A 15,150-nucleotide genomic window follows, 5' to 3' on the forward strand; every position below is an offset into this window, starting at 1 on the left:
GCTTAAGAGGTTAGCGATCGCCTAATTTTTTAGAGATACCAAATGGGTTCTATATTGGTCAAACTGTAGAAGAACTATTTGATATCGTGGTTTTGCCTGGAGTTCATCAACCGGAAGCTTTGGGGTTACAAGGGGACGATCTACAACGGTTGGTTACTTTTCCTAATTCTGGGGGAGTTGTGATTACGAAACCCACTGTCAAACGTCCCAGTATGGGCAAAGCTCCACCTGTAGCGGGTTTACCTCAAGCTTCAGAACAGCCCAAACCAGCGAGTGAGATTAAATATCAACGGGTTTATCACCTCAATACTAGTAATGCTATTAATTACGATGCTTTAACCTATCCGAGTTTACAGAAACGCTGGCAAGTTCAACCCCCTAAAGGGGAACTTTTAGGGATTTCGGCGGCGGTAGCGGGTTCTTTAGTAGGATTGGCGATCGCCGAACGAATAGATGCTGAAAGGGCGGAAATTATTTCTTTCCTCGTGTTGCCAGAGCATCGGAGTCAGGGAATAGGGACTAAATTACTGATTTATTTGGAACGGGAACTCAAACAAAATGACTGTCACCAGTTAATTATTAGTTATCAAAGCAATAAGCTGACTGAGGTAGCATTAGAACTAATGTTGCAAAAGTTACAGTGGCAACCTCCTCAAATTCAAGGAGAGTTCCGTCAGAGGAATAAATGGATACAACCATCTAGGACTGAGATGTTGGTTTCAGATCAACCCAATGCTCAATATCACCCCCTACAGAATTTAACTGTTGAAAAGTTTCTGTCTTACAACCATTTGAGTTTTCCTAAAATCCAAACTAGGTGGAGTCGTCAACAACCCAAAGGACAGTTAGTGGGGTTAGTTGCTGAGGTAGCAGGGGAAAAAGTCGGGTTGGTGTTGGCGGAAATCTTGGCAACCCAACCCCAGACACCCCCAGAAGCTGAAGTAATTTCTCTGTTTGTTTTACCCAATTATCGGCATCAGGGAATTGGTGCGGGTTTAATTAAGAACCTGGAAACGGGATTAACCGCTTTGGGTTGTGGACAAATGAAACTGAGTTATAAATCTAGTCCTATAACCAGTTTAGCCTTAGAACCTTTATTAAAACGTCAAAATTGGCGATCGCCAGAAGTCAACTTTTTATTGGGGAAAACTACTGCTGAGAAGTTATATTTTGCCCCTTGTTTCCAGAAATATCCCCTACCGAATAAATTTACTGTTTTTTCTTGGAGTGAATTAACTGATGCAGATCGACAACAGATTGAAACCTTGGACTATCCAACCTCCTTGAGTCCTTTTAGCAATACTCCTGCTGAACCCTTGAACAGTTTGGCGTTGCGCTATGAAACTCAATTAGTGGGTTGGATAGTAACTCACCGAGTCGCTACTGATGCGATTCGTTATTCGACGATGTTTGTGGACAAAAAGTTTCAACGGTTAGGACGGGGAATTTCTTTGTTATCCCAGTCTATCCGGCGTCAAGTGGACAGTACGGTGCCTTACTGTTTGTTCGCGGTAGCACAGGAAAATCAGGCGATGCTGAAGTTTGTACATAAACATTTAGAACCCTATTTGATGGAAGTGACTAATTCTTATGTTGCGGTTAAGCATTTAGGTGGTTAGTCAACTCTGTCAAAGTTAAAAGTCAAAAGTAACTCTAGTAGCGCATCTAACTTGAAAATGTGGGAAAAAACCTAACCCCCCAACCCCCTTCCTAATCCCGCTTTGAAAGGGGGGAGAGGGAATGGGGAGAATAGTCCCCCCTATCCTTGTAAGAGAGGGGGAGAGGTCATCCGGGTTACTGAAACTTACCCACAATTTTAGCCTAGACACACTACTAGAATGAGTTTGAACATTTATAAATGTCCTAACTTTTGCTGCGACTGCTATAACTTGAAAACACCAAAACTTTATCAAATCAAAGGAATTAATTAATCATGGCTGATCCTAACTTTTTATCTCCTGTCACCAACCCCTTCGGACTGACGACTAATGGTGCCTATTCTAGTAAACTCATCTTTGCCGATATTGATGGGGATGGAGACTTGGATGCTTTTATCGGTGATGTTTATGGCAGGATTGATTTCTTCCGCAATACCGGAGATAATACTGCTCCCACTTTTAGCGAAGAATTTGACACCTTTGGACTCACAAATACGGTTTCTGCTGCTGCACCTACCTTGGCCGATATTGATGGGGATGGGGACTTGGATGCTTTTATCGGTATTGGCTCTGGCGAGATCGATTTCTTCCCCAATGTTGGAGATAATACTGCTCCCACTTTTGGTTCCGCACCAGCCAACGCACCCTTTGATCAGGTAGATGTGGGGTATAATTCTACACCCACCTTTGCCGATATTGATGGGGATGGGGACTTGGATGCTTTTATCGGTGAGAGCTATGGCGATACCAAGTTCTTCCGCAATACCGGAGATAATACTGCTCCCACTTTTACCGAAGAACCTGACAACTTTGGACTCATAAATGTGGGGGGAGCTGCTGCACCCACCTTTGCCGATATTGATGGGGATGGGGACTTGGATGCTTTTATCGGTGAGAGGTATGGCGAGACCAGGTTCTTCCGCAATACCGGAGATAATACTGCTCCCACTTTTAGCGAAGAACCTGACAACTTTGGACTCACAAATGTGGGGGGACGTGCTGCACCTACCTTTGTCGATATTGATGGGGATGGGGATTTGGATGCTTTTATCGGTAGTGGCTATGGCGAGATTAAGTTCTTCGAAAACGGTTTTATTAATACGGCACCCGATGCAGTAGACGATACAGTAACAACTGATGAAGATAGCCTCCTCAGTGGTAACGTCCTCACTAACGATAGCGATGCTGAAAGCGATCCACTTACAGTTACGGCAGTCAACGGCAATGCTGCTGATGTTAACAGTCAAGTTACTTTGACTTCTGGAGCATTGTTAACTGTTAACAGTGATGGTACATTCGACTACGATCCTAACGGTCAATTTGAGTCTCTTAATAATGGAGATACAGCCTCCGATAGCTTTACCTATACCATTGATGATGGCAATGGGGGTACAGATACAGCCACAGTTAATGTCACCATTGATGGAGTCACGGATAATACTCCACCTGTTGCAGTAGATGATGCAGTAACAACTGATGAAGACAGCCTCCTCAGTGGTAACGTCCTCACTAACGATAGCGACCCTGATGGCGATACCCTTACGGTTACGGAGGTCAACGGCAATGCTGCTGATGTTGACAGTCAAGTGACTTTAACTTCTGGCGCATTGTTAACTGTTAACAGTGATGGTACATTCGACTACGATCCTAACGGTCAATATGAGAGTCTAGCAGTTGGAGAAAGTACAACTGATACTTTCACCTATACCATTGATGACGGCAACGCTCAAACCGATACTGAAACTGCGACTGTGACGATTGATGGTGTCAACGATGCTCCCATCTTAGCGCAAGAGATTGACGACCAAATTATCTCAACCAACGAGATCTTATCATTTGATACCAGCGTCTACTTCAGTGATGTTGATACCAACGACACTCTCACCTATTCCGCGTCTAATTTACCAAGTGGGTTTAGTATTGATACTAATACGGGAATTATCACTGGTAGCAGTAGTTCTGCTAGCATCACTCCCATAACAATAACAGCCGATGATGGCAACGGTGGTACAATCAGTGATACCTTTGAGTTGATTCTGGCTAACAACCAGGGTACTCCTAACCCCGATGTGATTGTGATGAACATGGTAAGTGGCAATCGCATCAACGCTAAAGCCAGTGATGACGTAATTTTTGGCAGTTCTGCTAATGAGAAATTAGGTGGTTGGACTGGTGATGACGAAATTGATGGTGATGGTGGTCACGATGTTCTCTCTGGTGGTTGGGGTCATGATACCCTGACAGGTGGAGATGGTGACGATAAGCTATTCGGTGGTTTTGGCAATGACTTACTAGACGGTGGCTTAGGTGAAGATACTATAGTTGGAGGATTTGGTCAAGATACCATAGTCATCGCTAGTGGAGAAGGTACGGATACGATCCGATTTTTCCAAAAAGGAGTCGATAAGATTGGATTAGCAGATGGTTTAACGTACAATGACTTATCCTTCTCTGGCAACGATATTATTGAGACTTCGACTAATCAAGTGTTGGCTGAGTTCCAGTGGCCTTGGTTGAATGCTGCCAATATCGACAGTTCAGATTTTATCGCGGTTTAAGCTGAGTTAAAATCTTAATTCCTGTGTGGCAGTTCATCGCTGTCACCAGGGATATTTATAGGACTTACGCACCTCAACGTATTTTGGTCATTGCGACCGATAGGGAAGCAATCTCAAGTGCAAGTTTTTCGTACTTTATGCGTAAGTCCTGATTTATTTAGAATTTGCTGAAAAAGTATTTTTTAAGGTTGTACTCAAGCATCTAAAGCTTCAGTACAACTGTCATTTTAGTTATCATCAGGACTTACGAAAAATATCCAATCATACACCATCTGTAGGGGCGATTGGCCAATCGCCCCTACTCTATTGATGAAAACATAGAGTTATCGAAGAGAGGTAATGTTAATTTTTTTGATATTTCCTGTTTACTAGGATAAAAACATGAATTATAAATTTATAGAGTTAAATTAGGAAATTATAAAAAATGGAAACATACGCATATAGTCAAGCTGCTGTAACTTGGGAAACATCTCACAACATTGAACAACCAGAATGTTCCCCATGCGATCGCATTCTCGAATTTTTACGTTTAGGATGGAAAATGATGTTTACACCAGAATTATTAGAAGTTTGTTGAAGTTTCCCAGAAGCAATACAGGAAGCAATGTGGGGGAAAGTCGGTTTTTATTGAACTTGCCTTCGATACCTTGTACTCCCCACACTTCCTTCCCACACTCCCCACCCTCCCCTACAAAGTTGGTGGTTGAGGAAATTTTCTTTCCTTAACTTCCAAACTATATTCCTTAACTGCTTCAGTAATATTCTCTCGTAAATTAGCATAAGATTTCGCAAAAGGTGGCTGCCAATCAGAAATTCCTAAAACATCATTAATCACTAATATTTGACCATCACAATAGGCACCTGCACCAATACCAATAGTAGGAATAGAAACTTTTTCCGTAATCTCTTTTGCTAAATCTACTCCAATATGTTCTAAAATCATGGCAAAAGCACCAGCTTTTTCCAAAGCTACAGCTTCTGCTAAAATACGGGCACTAGCATCAGGAGTTTTGCCTTGTCGGCGATAACCTCCAAATTGATGTACAGACTGAGGAGTTAAACCAATATGCCCCATCACAGGAATACCTACTGATGTTAGTTTGTTCACAGTTTGAGCGATCGCCTCATTTCCACCTTCTAACTTTACAGCTTGAGCACCTGTTTCTTTAAGTATTCTCCCTGCTGAATGTATGGCTTGTTGAGGACTTTCCTGATAAGTTAAAAATGGTAAATCTACCACTATCAAAGCTTGCTTTACACCTCGTCGCACTGCTTTAGCATGATGAATCATTTCTTCAAGAGTAACTGGTAAAGTTGTTTCATAACCTAAAGTTACCATTCCCAGAGAATCTCCTACCAGGATTAAATCTACTCCTGCATTGTCTAAAATTTGAGCGATCGTATAATCATAAGCTGTCAGAGCTACTATTGGGCGACCTTTTTGTTTCCATTGAATTAATTGTCTAGTTGTAATTGCCATTTTCAGTTAAGTCAGCATATAAAAGTCAATTTTTAATCTAGAGTTGATACGAAATACTAAAAGTTAATCAATCAAAAATTTTATATAGCAGTTCTTTAAGTAGTTAAACATAAATAAACAGATATGTGTTAATAAATGTAAAAAGATGAGTAATTATTATACTACAAGCATTTTGGTGATATTTCCAAAACTTTATATTGATAATTAATCAATTCGGTTTAAAGCCTCTCCTAATAGGATAAAAAAATAACAGTTAATTTCCTGATAATTCAATCCTCAAGGGTCAAACCAGAGCTAATTATCCATTATTCATTATCAATTATCAATTAATGAACTAGCCAAGCAAAAGCTCTGATTAATTCAGCATTACCATTTTCTTCATACCATTTTCCGTGGGATAAAATAATTTTTTTAGCATTCCATTTTAACATTTTTTGTAAGCAGGCACGAGCTTGATTTTTTCTCCCCCAAAATGCTATTTGTAAATCCAGTGGTACTTTACCATTTGGAGCAGCACAACCAGCTAACTTTATTAAGAAATGAAATTTTTTACTAACTTTATTAAGCTCAAAATTTTCAATTAAATCTGCCAGAATAACTGTATAACTTTTGCGGTGAAAAAATACTACCTCCTCCATAAACCTACTACCTCGGAAAACTAATTGAGCAATATCCTCTGACCAGTCAATTGGTGCTTCATCATCAAGAAAAGCATCAAAATTCACTTCAATTTTTTGTTGTGCTGCACGTTCTACAACTCCTGGAGACCCCCATGCAATAGCTTCTGGATAAGCTTTTGCCCAACTACCAATATGAGCATAATGGATTTTGTTGGGTGAAATTAAGTGACGAACTAAACCCAAGGCATCAATTTTTGCTTTTAATTCTGGGACTAACTCTATAGGAGAATGACACCATAACTCATTATTTTTCAATCGGATAATAGTCATCCGTGTGGGAAATGGAATATGTATTCCATACATTGCCATTTTCACAATAGGGCCATCAACAATCCAAATATCTTCATCGATAGGTTTAGGAATATTAAGTGGTTCGTATAGTTCTATTATGTTTTGGATCATTATGAAAGAAAGCAGTGATAAAATTTGAACTTTTAATTCAATTTTAAAGCACTAACAGGCACTTCATCCCAAGACTCAACAATTCTCAGTGTAGCTTTCCACCCTTGTTCCTTTTGAGTATCAGTTAAATTTTTTTGAAAAGACTCATGGCATTCTTGAGCTTGCTGTTTGTCGCAACAGGCAATACAAGAGTAGATAATACCAGATGGATCTATCTGTTCATTTACCCAAATAGTCATGCTTAATAACCTCAGTATTATGTATGATGTTCCCGACACTAAATTAGATAATCAGTATTACATTTTCACCTTTTTTGTTAAAAATAGTCAAGTTGACTTGATTTAGCCACTACACACAAAACAATCAGGCGTTGGTAAATAAAAGTATGATTTGAGAGAAGTCAGGATTTATAAAGGAGCTTTTTCCGAGTCAGGAACGAGAGAAAATAGGTCTGATTTATACATTATAAATTTAGGAATTTTATACCTACGCATCACCAACAGCAAAATTCTCAATCTCTGAGAACTGAGAATTTTCTACTAGCATTGACATACTCCCGGCATAAAATCACAGATTATGATGCGGGATTCTCATCATTGATGATTCTACGCTCACAGAGATGACTTAGATGGGCAATATTACTATTACCAAACCAGAGGTCGGACTCTCCCGTAGCTTTTGGGTTTCCCCCAGATTCCGAGTGCCCCTCGGTACTGTTGACTATTGCTCCTAGCATTTCTAAACCTTTAGCTAAAATGTTCCTTGCTGCATTGTGGTCTCTATCAGCAATATAACTACAATGCGGACATTTATGAGTCCTAACAGACAAAGATTTTTTAACAGTCTGACCACAATTTGAACAATTTTGAGATGTGAAGTGTGGAGGCATTGCTATGGAAGCAATTCCATGGAACTTCGCATAGTATTCTAACCATTGTGTGAACTGATACCAACTTGCATCAGATATAGATTTAGCTAAGTGATGATTTTTAACTAGGTTAGCAATCTTCAAATCCTCGTATACTACCAAATCGTTAGATTGGATTAACGCCCGTGCAGTCTTTACTGCATGGTCTTTACGCTGTCTACTGATTTTGAGATGCTGCCTGGCTAATTGCTTTCTGACTTTGTGGTAGTTATTTGATTGTAGCTGTCTTGGTGCGCATTCCCTCTCTTGGTCAGCCTTCCCTTGCGTCTGACGCCGACGCGGGTTCCGACCGCTTGCGCCTGTCGGCGACGCAGGGTCGCACCGCTTTTTACCTTTCTCGTGGCGACGCGATACTTTCCGTTGTAGCTTTTTTAGTCGTTTTTCCGACTTCCTCAAGTACTTAGGATTTTCCACAACATCACCATTACTATCAGTATAAAAAGCATTTAAACCTAAGTCAATTCCTACTACATTACCTTCAAAGTTATGAGCTTCTTTTCTTTCTACATTTACTAAAAATTGACAATAATAACCATCAGCACGTCTAACAACTCTGACACGACTTATTTGTTGTTCTGAATACCAGGCTAAATCATGGCTAGTCCATAGTTCAAATATACCTGCTTTAAAACCATCTTTAAATTCAATTTTCTTTCTATCTGGAGATAGCTTATAACCTGTTGATTTGTACTCTATTGAACGAGTGAATTTCTTGAATTTTGGATAGCCTCTCTTGGTGTGCGTTCCCTTGCGACTATCGTCGTCGCGGGGTCGCACCGCTTTTTTACCTGGTAATTTTTTTCTACAATTTTTGTAGAATCGTTGTATTGATTGCCATGTTCTATCGGCTGATGCTTGCCTTGCTTGAGAATTTAACTTTTGCACCCAAGGAAAATTACTATCCTTTGCTAGTAAAGAACAAAGCTTTTGTAAGTCATTGCGTTTGACATCTTTATTATCAATCCAATAGCGCAAGCAACTGTTTCTGATGAATTGACCTGTGAGAATCATTTCATCTAAAACTTTGTACTGATTTTTATTACCTTTTAATTTGGCCTCAATTACTAGCAAAGTTATTGTTAATTCCTTGATTACATTGACTACTATAACTAAATTTACCGAAAATATATACTGGATAAACTATTAATATTTGTGTATAATTATGACATCGAATCATAATTATACACGCATCATTCATCCAGACACTAAATCATAGATTATAGTGCTGGCCTTCTGATGCATTTAGGTAAATTTTTAATTGTGATCTGAAATCCTACAACAGATTCCTGATTAATGGGGTAAATATTTTTTGCTTGTTCCCTATCAACTTTCCCATTTTCCATATGGACGTTGAATGCAACGTCCCTACCTATTCCCCAAAACCATCAATAGCAGTCGCCATTTAGGAAATTCTTGCTCTTGTCTTGGATTAATAACAGAATGATTTAACTTTTAACTTTTATAGCACTACATAAATAGGACGCGGACATTTATGAATGCTCAAACTTATTCAGGGATTACTTCTGACTGCTGACTTATGACTTTTTATTTCTGACTTGCGCGTAGGGCTATAACTTTAGCTATTATTGCTGTCCAGATGCTAAACTTCTGAGAGAATTATCAGTAACACGACATATACGCCACTCATCTAAAATTGACGCCCCAATACGTTGATAAAATCCGATCGCCGGTTCATTCCAATCTAAAACAGTCCACTCCAAACGACCACAGTTTCGGGATACTGCCAACTCTGCTATATAACTTACCAGTCGTTTCCCGATACCCTGCCCCCTATACTCAGGTAACACAAATAAATCTTCTATATAAATTCCGGGTTTGGTCAGAAAAGTTGAATAGTTATGAAAGAATAGGGAAAAACCGACGGGTTTGTCTGCCAATTCAGCAATAATAGCTTCAGCTATAGGACGATAATTAGACCCATCGCTAGTAGGTTCACCAAATAAATGAGCTTCTAAGGAAGCAACATTACCTGTCACAGCATGAGATAATTTTTCATATTCAGCTAATGCCTTAATTAACTCAAACAGCACAGGTACATCTGCTGGTTTAGCAGGACGCAGCTTTAGTTCATCCACAGACATAATTTAACTACTATTATCTTAATTTGATCAAAAACGATTTAACCATCCTTTTAAACGTTCAGCCACTTGAGGGCGACGTAACTTTCGCATTGCCTTAGCTTGAATTTGTCGTACTCGTTCCCGGGAAAGATTAATCATCCGACTAACTTCATCTAAAGTATGAGGTTCTCCTGTGATTAAACCATACCGCAGAGTAATGACATCTTGCTCCCGATCGCTTAACACATGATTTAATACCTCCAAGATATCCTGGCGCATCATTATATCGTTCATTTGCGCTTCGGGAGTAGTATTTTCATTATCTTCTAAGAAGTCTAATAATTCGGTATTTTCGTCAGTACCCAAACGATGATTTAGAGAAAGGGTTTTCCGGCGAATTTGCTGGAGGTTACGCAGTTGTTGATGAGAAATTTCTAGTTCTTGAGCAATTTCTGCATCACTTGGAAGACGATTTAACTTGCGTCTTAGATCGCGGTAAACTCGTTTAAGTTTATTAATTTGTTCAACTACATGAACTGGTAGGCGAATAGTACGTCCTTGATTAGCAATAGTGCGTGTTATTCCTTGACGAATCCACCAATAGGCGTAAGTAGAAAATTTGTAACCCTTCTCTGGGTCAAATTTTTCTGTGGCGCGATTTAGTCCTAATGCTCCTTCTTGAATCAAGTCTAGAAAAGGTACTCCCCGGTTTAGATAACGTTTGGCTATAGAAACTACTAAACGGAGGTTGGAGCTAATCATTCGACGTTTGGCTGCCCGACATTGATGTAGGCGATGGTCTAGTTGTACTTCTGTCAAACCGGCTGCTGCTGCTACTTCAGCTTTTGTAGGCAGCCTCCCTAAGTCATTTTCCAGTTTCTCTGGCAGTTGTTCAAAGATGACTAATTCTTGTATCTGCCTAGCTAATTCTATTTCCTCTTTTTGGCTCAAAAGAGGATAACGAGACATTTGCTTAAATAATGCTCCTACTGCATCATCTATATCTTGTTGATTTTCTGGTACTGGGATAGTTACAGCCGATATATTCATATTAGAATCCTCCTGATTTTGACCTTCTTCATGTAGGGATTCGGCAATCATTAAACTCATTTGTTTCATTTGATTTGCTATCTCTGATTTATTAATGGAGTCCGGTGGTTGGATTTGATGCCGATCTGAATTCTCTGGAAGTATAATTTTCATAGTGTTTTTTTCTATTATATAGTTTGGCAATTGTAAATGGTTGATGAGATATAATACAAGTGTGATTTTATACCAGAATTCCTCAATTATTACTTGACAACTTAAGTCAATATCAATAAAGCACGTAATAGAAATTAAATACTACCATATTTGACACTTTCTGTCAATAAATAACTAATAACGATCGCAATCTTAAATTACATTTGATTCCATAAAGATTTATCTGCGAACATTTACATAACTAAATAATTACTTAATAATTAATTAACATTTAGTTATTTGTTAAAAGATAAAGAATAGTATCTATTTCAAAGCTTTAATCCCTAATTAGCTGTATTAATCAATACAAATTAGATGGTTTATCCCTAAACTTTTTTCTTTATTGAATATAATTAAAAGAACTATAATTATAATAAATTGTAACAAAGTTAACTGCTTTATACTCCTATTGATGCTGTATAAATTACAGTAAACTTTGGAAATAGAAGTGGATGTGAATACAATTATATTATAACATGATTACATATACCTGTATTTTACCTATGATAGCAATTTTTAATCAAGCCGCTCTAGAGAAGGGAGAATAGTTTGTTTAATTAATTTTCACAGGAGTGATTTTTTTTTAGTTCTAAATATGTAAGGATATTGGTTAGTCAATTACTTTTATTGTCCGCAGATGAACTGCATTCATCACTACTTTTTTTTAGGGGCTTGTAACTGTTGGCTAAAATATGGTATTATCTCTTAAAATCTGGGATTATCTGTTTTATGTTACTTGGATTCAAAACTGAACTACACCCCACAAACCAACAAAAAACATTACTAGCTAAACACGCTGGTGTAGCTCGTCACGCTTGGAATTGGGGATTATGGTTAACTAAAAACATCCTCAAGCACAATTCAAGTAATCCTGATAGTCAACTATTTTTTCCGACGGCAATCGACCTGCATAAACTTTTAGTAGCAATGGTTAAACCATTAAACTCTTGGTACTATGAAGTATCTAAAACAGCACCTCAATATGCTTTGAGGCATTTATCCCTTGCTTGGAAACGTTGCTTCACTAAAGTGTCTGGTCAACCTAGATTCAAGAAAAAAGGTAGGGATGATAGTTTTACTTTAGATGGCTCAATATCAGTAGGTTTTAACCGTATAAAGTTACCTCGAATTGGATGGGTGAAAACATTTGAAATTTTGCCAGATAATGTCACTCCTAAGTCTGTAACTATCAGCAGGAAAGCTGATAGATGGTTTATTAGTTTCAAAATGGAGAAAGAAACTCAAATTACTGATTTCTCAGTAGATGTAGTTGGTGTTGATTTAGGAATAAAATCATTAGCTACACTTTCAACTGGTAAGGTATTCCCTGGTGGTAAATCTTATAGAAAGTTAGAAGCTAAACTTTCTAGGTTGCAATACTTGAACCGACATCAAGTCAAGTTTTCTAATAACTGGAAAAAAGCACAGTTAAAAATAGCGAGACTACACACAAAGGTAGCTGATATTAGGAAAGATACATTGCAGAAACTAACTACTTACTTAGCCAAAAACCACGGCATTATAGTAATAGAAGACCTTAATGTATCAGGTATGATGTCAAACCATAAGCTAGCTAAGGCTGTTGCTGACATGGGTTTTTATGAGTTCAGAAGACAGTTACAGTATAAGTGTCAACTATACGGCTCTAAGTTAATCGTTGTTGATAGATGGTTTCCTAGCTCTAAGACTTGCAGTAGGTGTGGTCAGATTAAAGAGTCTCTGTCTTTATCTGAAAGAGTATTCAATTGCGAACACTGCAATTTTAGCTGCGACCGAGACTTGAATGCCGCATTAAATTTAGCTATGGCGGGCAGTGAGAGCTACGCTCCGCTGACGCGAACGCCCGTGACAGCCTGTGGACTGGATAACGCCGACGTTGCCAGGTAGAAACAGGAATAGAACAGATTATTTATAGAAAATCATAGATTTATATAGATAATCATAGGTTTATAAGAACGGTAAATCAGCAAAAGCTAAAAATATTGAGAGCATCAACTTGAAGGTTGTGCTATTTCAGTTATCAGTTAGCCTCCTAGGTTGTAATTGCCTTTTACAGATTAGCTATCCTAGGTCATGCTCTGCATTCATGTTCGCAACAGCGTTCTGATCCGTAACATGAAAAGTGTTTGTGGAGTCTTTCGATTGTTTTCATTCCCTTAAAAGGGGAGACTTGAGACATGATTTGTTGATCAAATCAAATCTGCTAGCATCGTTATTATTCAAGCCTTAAGGAATAAAATTTTCTGTTGTAGGAGCTTTCAGGCCGTTTTCCCCTACTGTAAGGTATGATATAAAATCAGGCTGAACACTTATTGTATAATTGGAGGAGATAAGGGAGATTTAATATTGAAGTATAGATAGAATCATAAACATATATTGTAAATCAGATTCTATATGACAATAACAAGAATTATATCACTCAGAAGGCAGCATATTTGATCTCATGACCTTGGGAATAGCTTAATACCAGGCTTGCAATTTGAAATTGCTTTTTGCATTCCCTATTGTTGGAATTGCCACTAGCTCAGAAGAGTGCAAAACATAGTTATTTTGTCTCGGTACTGGCAATTAATTAAATTCCTATGCACTATATATCTGGTCTTTGCATAAGTTTTGATGAATTAATTGTAACTTTAAAGAAATACAACAAAAATTTGAACCAACTTAATAGACGATAATCCTAGAAAAAAATCAACTTTTTCCCAAATTCATCAAATAATATCCCTGTAGAATTAACTTTATTTATGACCAAGTAATAAATCTTGCTTTTAACGTATCTATTTATAATGCCTATCTCAATAAGGTATCATATATACTCACTTAACTATTTCTTAAAAATATACAATCTCTTACAACTCAAATAAGATTGGTATATTTTATATGATTTGAAATTCATCATGCCCATTAGTTGGGGACACATCAGCGTGAAAAAAGTGTTTAAAATTTACTTAAGAAACAATCTTTAAGTGCTAAAATCAACTCATGCTTGAATTTAAGTTAGGAACTACTAAACCAAATGTTAGATTGGATTTCTGCTACTTTTTCCCAATTATTAAAAAATATAGATGCTATCATTTTTTATAGTATTGGAGGTGACCAAGGCATACCACTTATTGTACTTTGGCTAATTAGTGGTGGTCTCTTTTTTACTATCCGAATGCAATTTATTAATCTGAGAGCCTTCAAACACGGTATTGATGTGATTTTGGGTAAGTACGATAACCCCAATGATGAAGGTGAAGTTTCTCATTTTCAAGCCGTTGCTACTGCCCTATCTGGAACTGTGGGGCTAGGAAATATTGCCGGAGTTGCTATTGCTATTAGTTTAGGGGGGCCAGGTGCAGCTTTTTGGATGACGATCGCAGGTTTCTTAGGCATGAGTACCAAGTTTATTGAGTGTACCCTGGCTCAAAAATATCGGATGATTAGACTAGATGGTACAGTTGCCGGAGGACCAATGTATTATCTGTCAATAGGTTTAGCTGATTTGGGGCAAAAAAAATTTGGTCAAGTTTTAGCAGGAATGTTTGCATTTTTCAATATTTTGGCGGTACTAGGTAGTTCGAGTATATTTCAGTCTAACCAGTCTCAAGTCGTTGTTGCTAATGTATTACCATTTTTTGCCGAAAGAACCTGGCTCTATGGATTGGTTCTAGTATTAATAGTGGGATTGGTGATTATTGGAGGTATCCAACGTATTGCTGGAGTGGCTGCTGCTATCGTACCTGCAATGTGTTGCGTATACTTTTTCGCTGCTCTGTGGGTGATTTTGGCTAACTTGACGGCTATTCCTAATGCCATAATCAGCATTATTCATGGTGCTTTTGTTCCCCAAGCTATGGCAGGTGGTTTGGTTGGAGCGCTAGTGCAGGGGTTCCGACGCGCTGCTTTTTCTAATGAAGCGGGTTTGGGTTTGGCAGCCATCGCTCATGCTACGGCGAAAACTGATGAACCTATTCGGGAAGGTATTGTAGCATTACTAGAACCATTTATTGATACTATCGTCATCTGTAACATGACTGCTTTAGTAGTTATTATTACTGGGGTTTACAATAATCCAGAATTTGCTAATCTTAGTGGTTCAGAATTGACTCTAGCTGCTTTTACTACTGTTATTGGCT

At 38.2% G+C, this 15,150-nt stretch carries 11 protein-coding genes; 5 read left to right on the forward strand and 6 right to left on the reverse strand.

The window, feature by feature from the left end; all coding sequences use genetic code 11:
• The first annotated feature begins 86 nt into the window (after positions 1-86).
• From ACP6PL_RS11835 to ACP6PL_RS11845, 3 genes are all read left to right on the forward strand, one after another.
• Positions 87-1,619: a GNAT family N-acetyltransferase gene (locus ACP6PL_RS11835; RefSeq protein ID WP_426545460.1), complete on the forward strand. Its 1,533-nt coding sequence runs from the start codon at positions 87-89 to the stop codon at positions 1,617-1,619.
• A gap of 314 nt (positions 1,620-1,933) precedes the next feature.
• On the forward strand, positions 1,934-4,216 hold the full coding sequence (locus ACP6PL_RS11840; RefSeq protein ID WP_426545461.1) for an Ig-like domain-containing protein: 2,283 nt from the start codon (positions 1,934-1,936) through the stop codon (positions 4,214-4,216).
• Between the two features lie 424 nt (positions 4,217-4,640).
• Positions 4,641-4,793, forward strand: a complete 153-nt coding sequence (locus ACP6PL_RS11845) for a hypothetical protein (RefSeq protein WP_426545462.1) — start codon at positions 4,641-4,643, stop codon at positions 4,791-4,793.
• A gap of 111 nt (positions 4,794-4,904) precedes the next feature.
• On the opposite strand, the gene panB is transcribed toward ACP6PL_RS11845, so the two are convergent.
• From panB to ACP6PL_RS11875, 6 genes are all read right to left on the reverse strand, one after another.
• The gene (panB, locus tag ACP6PL_RS11850) at positions 4,905-5,696 is read right to left on the reverse strand and encodes a 3-methyl-2-oxobutanoate hydroxymethyltransferase (RefSeq protein WP_426545463.1); all 792 of its coding nucleotides are present in this window, start codon (positions 5,694-5,696) and stop codon (positions 4,905-4,907) included.
• Positions 5,697-6,022: 326 nt separating this feature from the next.
• Positions 6,023-6,778, reverse strand: coding sequence for a DUF4336 domain-containing protein (locus tag ACP6PL_RS11855; protein ID WP_426545464.1), 756 nt, complete (start codon positions 6,776-6,778; stop codon positions 6,023-6,025).
• Positions 6,779-6,810: 32 nt separating this feature from the next.
• A complete protein-coding gene (locus tag ACP6PL_RS11860) occupies positions 6,811-7,017 on the reverse strand; it encodes a glycogen debranching protein (protein WP_426545465.1) in 207 nt (68 codons plus the stop codon).
• A gap of 335 nt (positions 7,018-7,352) precedes the next feature.
• Positions 7,353-8,777 carry an RNA-guided endonuclease InsQ/TnpB family protein gene (locus ACP6PL_RS11865; RefSeq protein WP_426545466.1) on the reverse strand — a complete coding sequence of 475 codons (1,425 nt, stop codon included), beginning with the start codon at positions 8,775-8,777 and terminating at the stop codon, positions 7,353-7,355.
• A gap of 512 nt (positions 8,778-9,289) precedes the next feature.
• Entirely contained in the window at positions 9,290-9,808 is a 519-nt protein-coding gene (locus ACP6PL_RS11870) for a GNAT family N-acetyltransferase (RefSeq protein WP_426545467.1), read from the reverse strand.
• 27 nt (positions 9,809-9,835) lie between these two features.
• Positions 9,836-10,990: an RNA polymerase sigma factor, RpoD/SigA family gene (locus tag ACP6PL_RS11875; RefSeq protein ID WP_426545468.1), complete on the reverse strand. Its 1,155-nt coding sequence runs from the start codon at positions 10,988-10,990 to the stop codon at positions 9,836-9,838.
• A 768-nt stretch (positions 10,991-11,758) separates the two neighbouring features.
• Here ACP6PL_RS11875 and ACP6PL_RS11880 point away from each other — a divergent pair.
• Positions 11,759-12,916, forward strand: a complete 1,158-nt coding sequence (locus ACP6PL_RS11880; protein ID WP_426545469.1) for an RNA-guided endonuclease InsQ/TnpB family protein — start codon at positions 11,759-11,761, stop codon at positions 12,914-12,916.
• 1,129 nt (positions 12,917-14,045) lie between these two features.
• Positions 14,046-15,150 (forward strand): alanine/glycine:cation symporter family protein (locus ACP6PL_RS11885; RefSeq protein ID WP_426545470.1); only part of this gene is annotated, 1,105 nt, incomplete at its 3' end.

It is taken from the genome of Dapis purpurea BLCC-M126, from assembly GCF_050015975.1.
Taxonomy (GTDB): Bacteria; Cyanobacteriota; Cyanobacteriia; order Cyanobacteriales; family Microcoleaceae; genus Trichodesmium.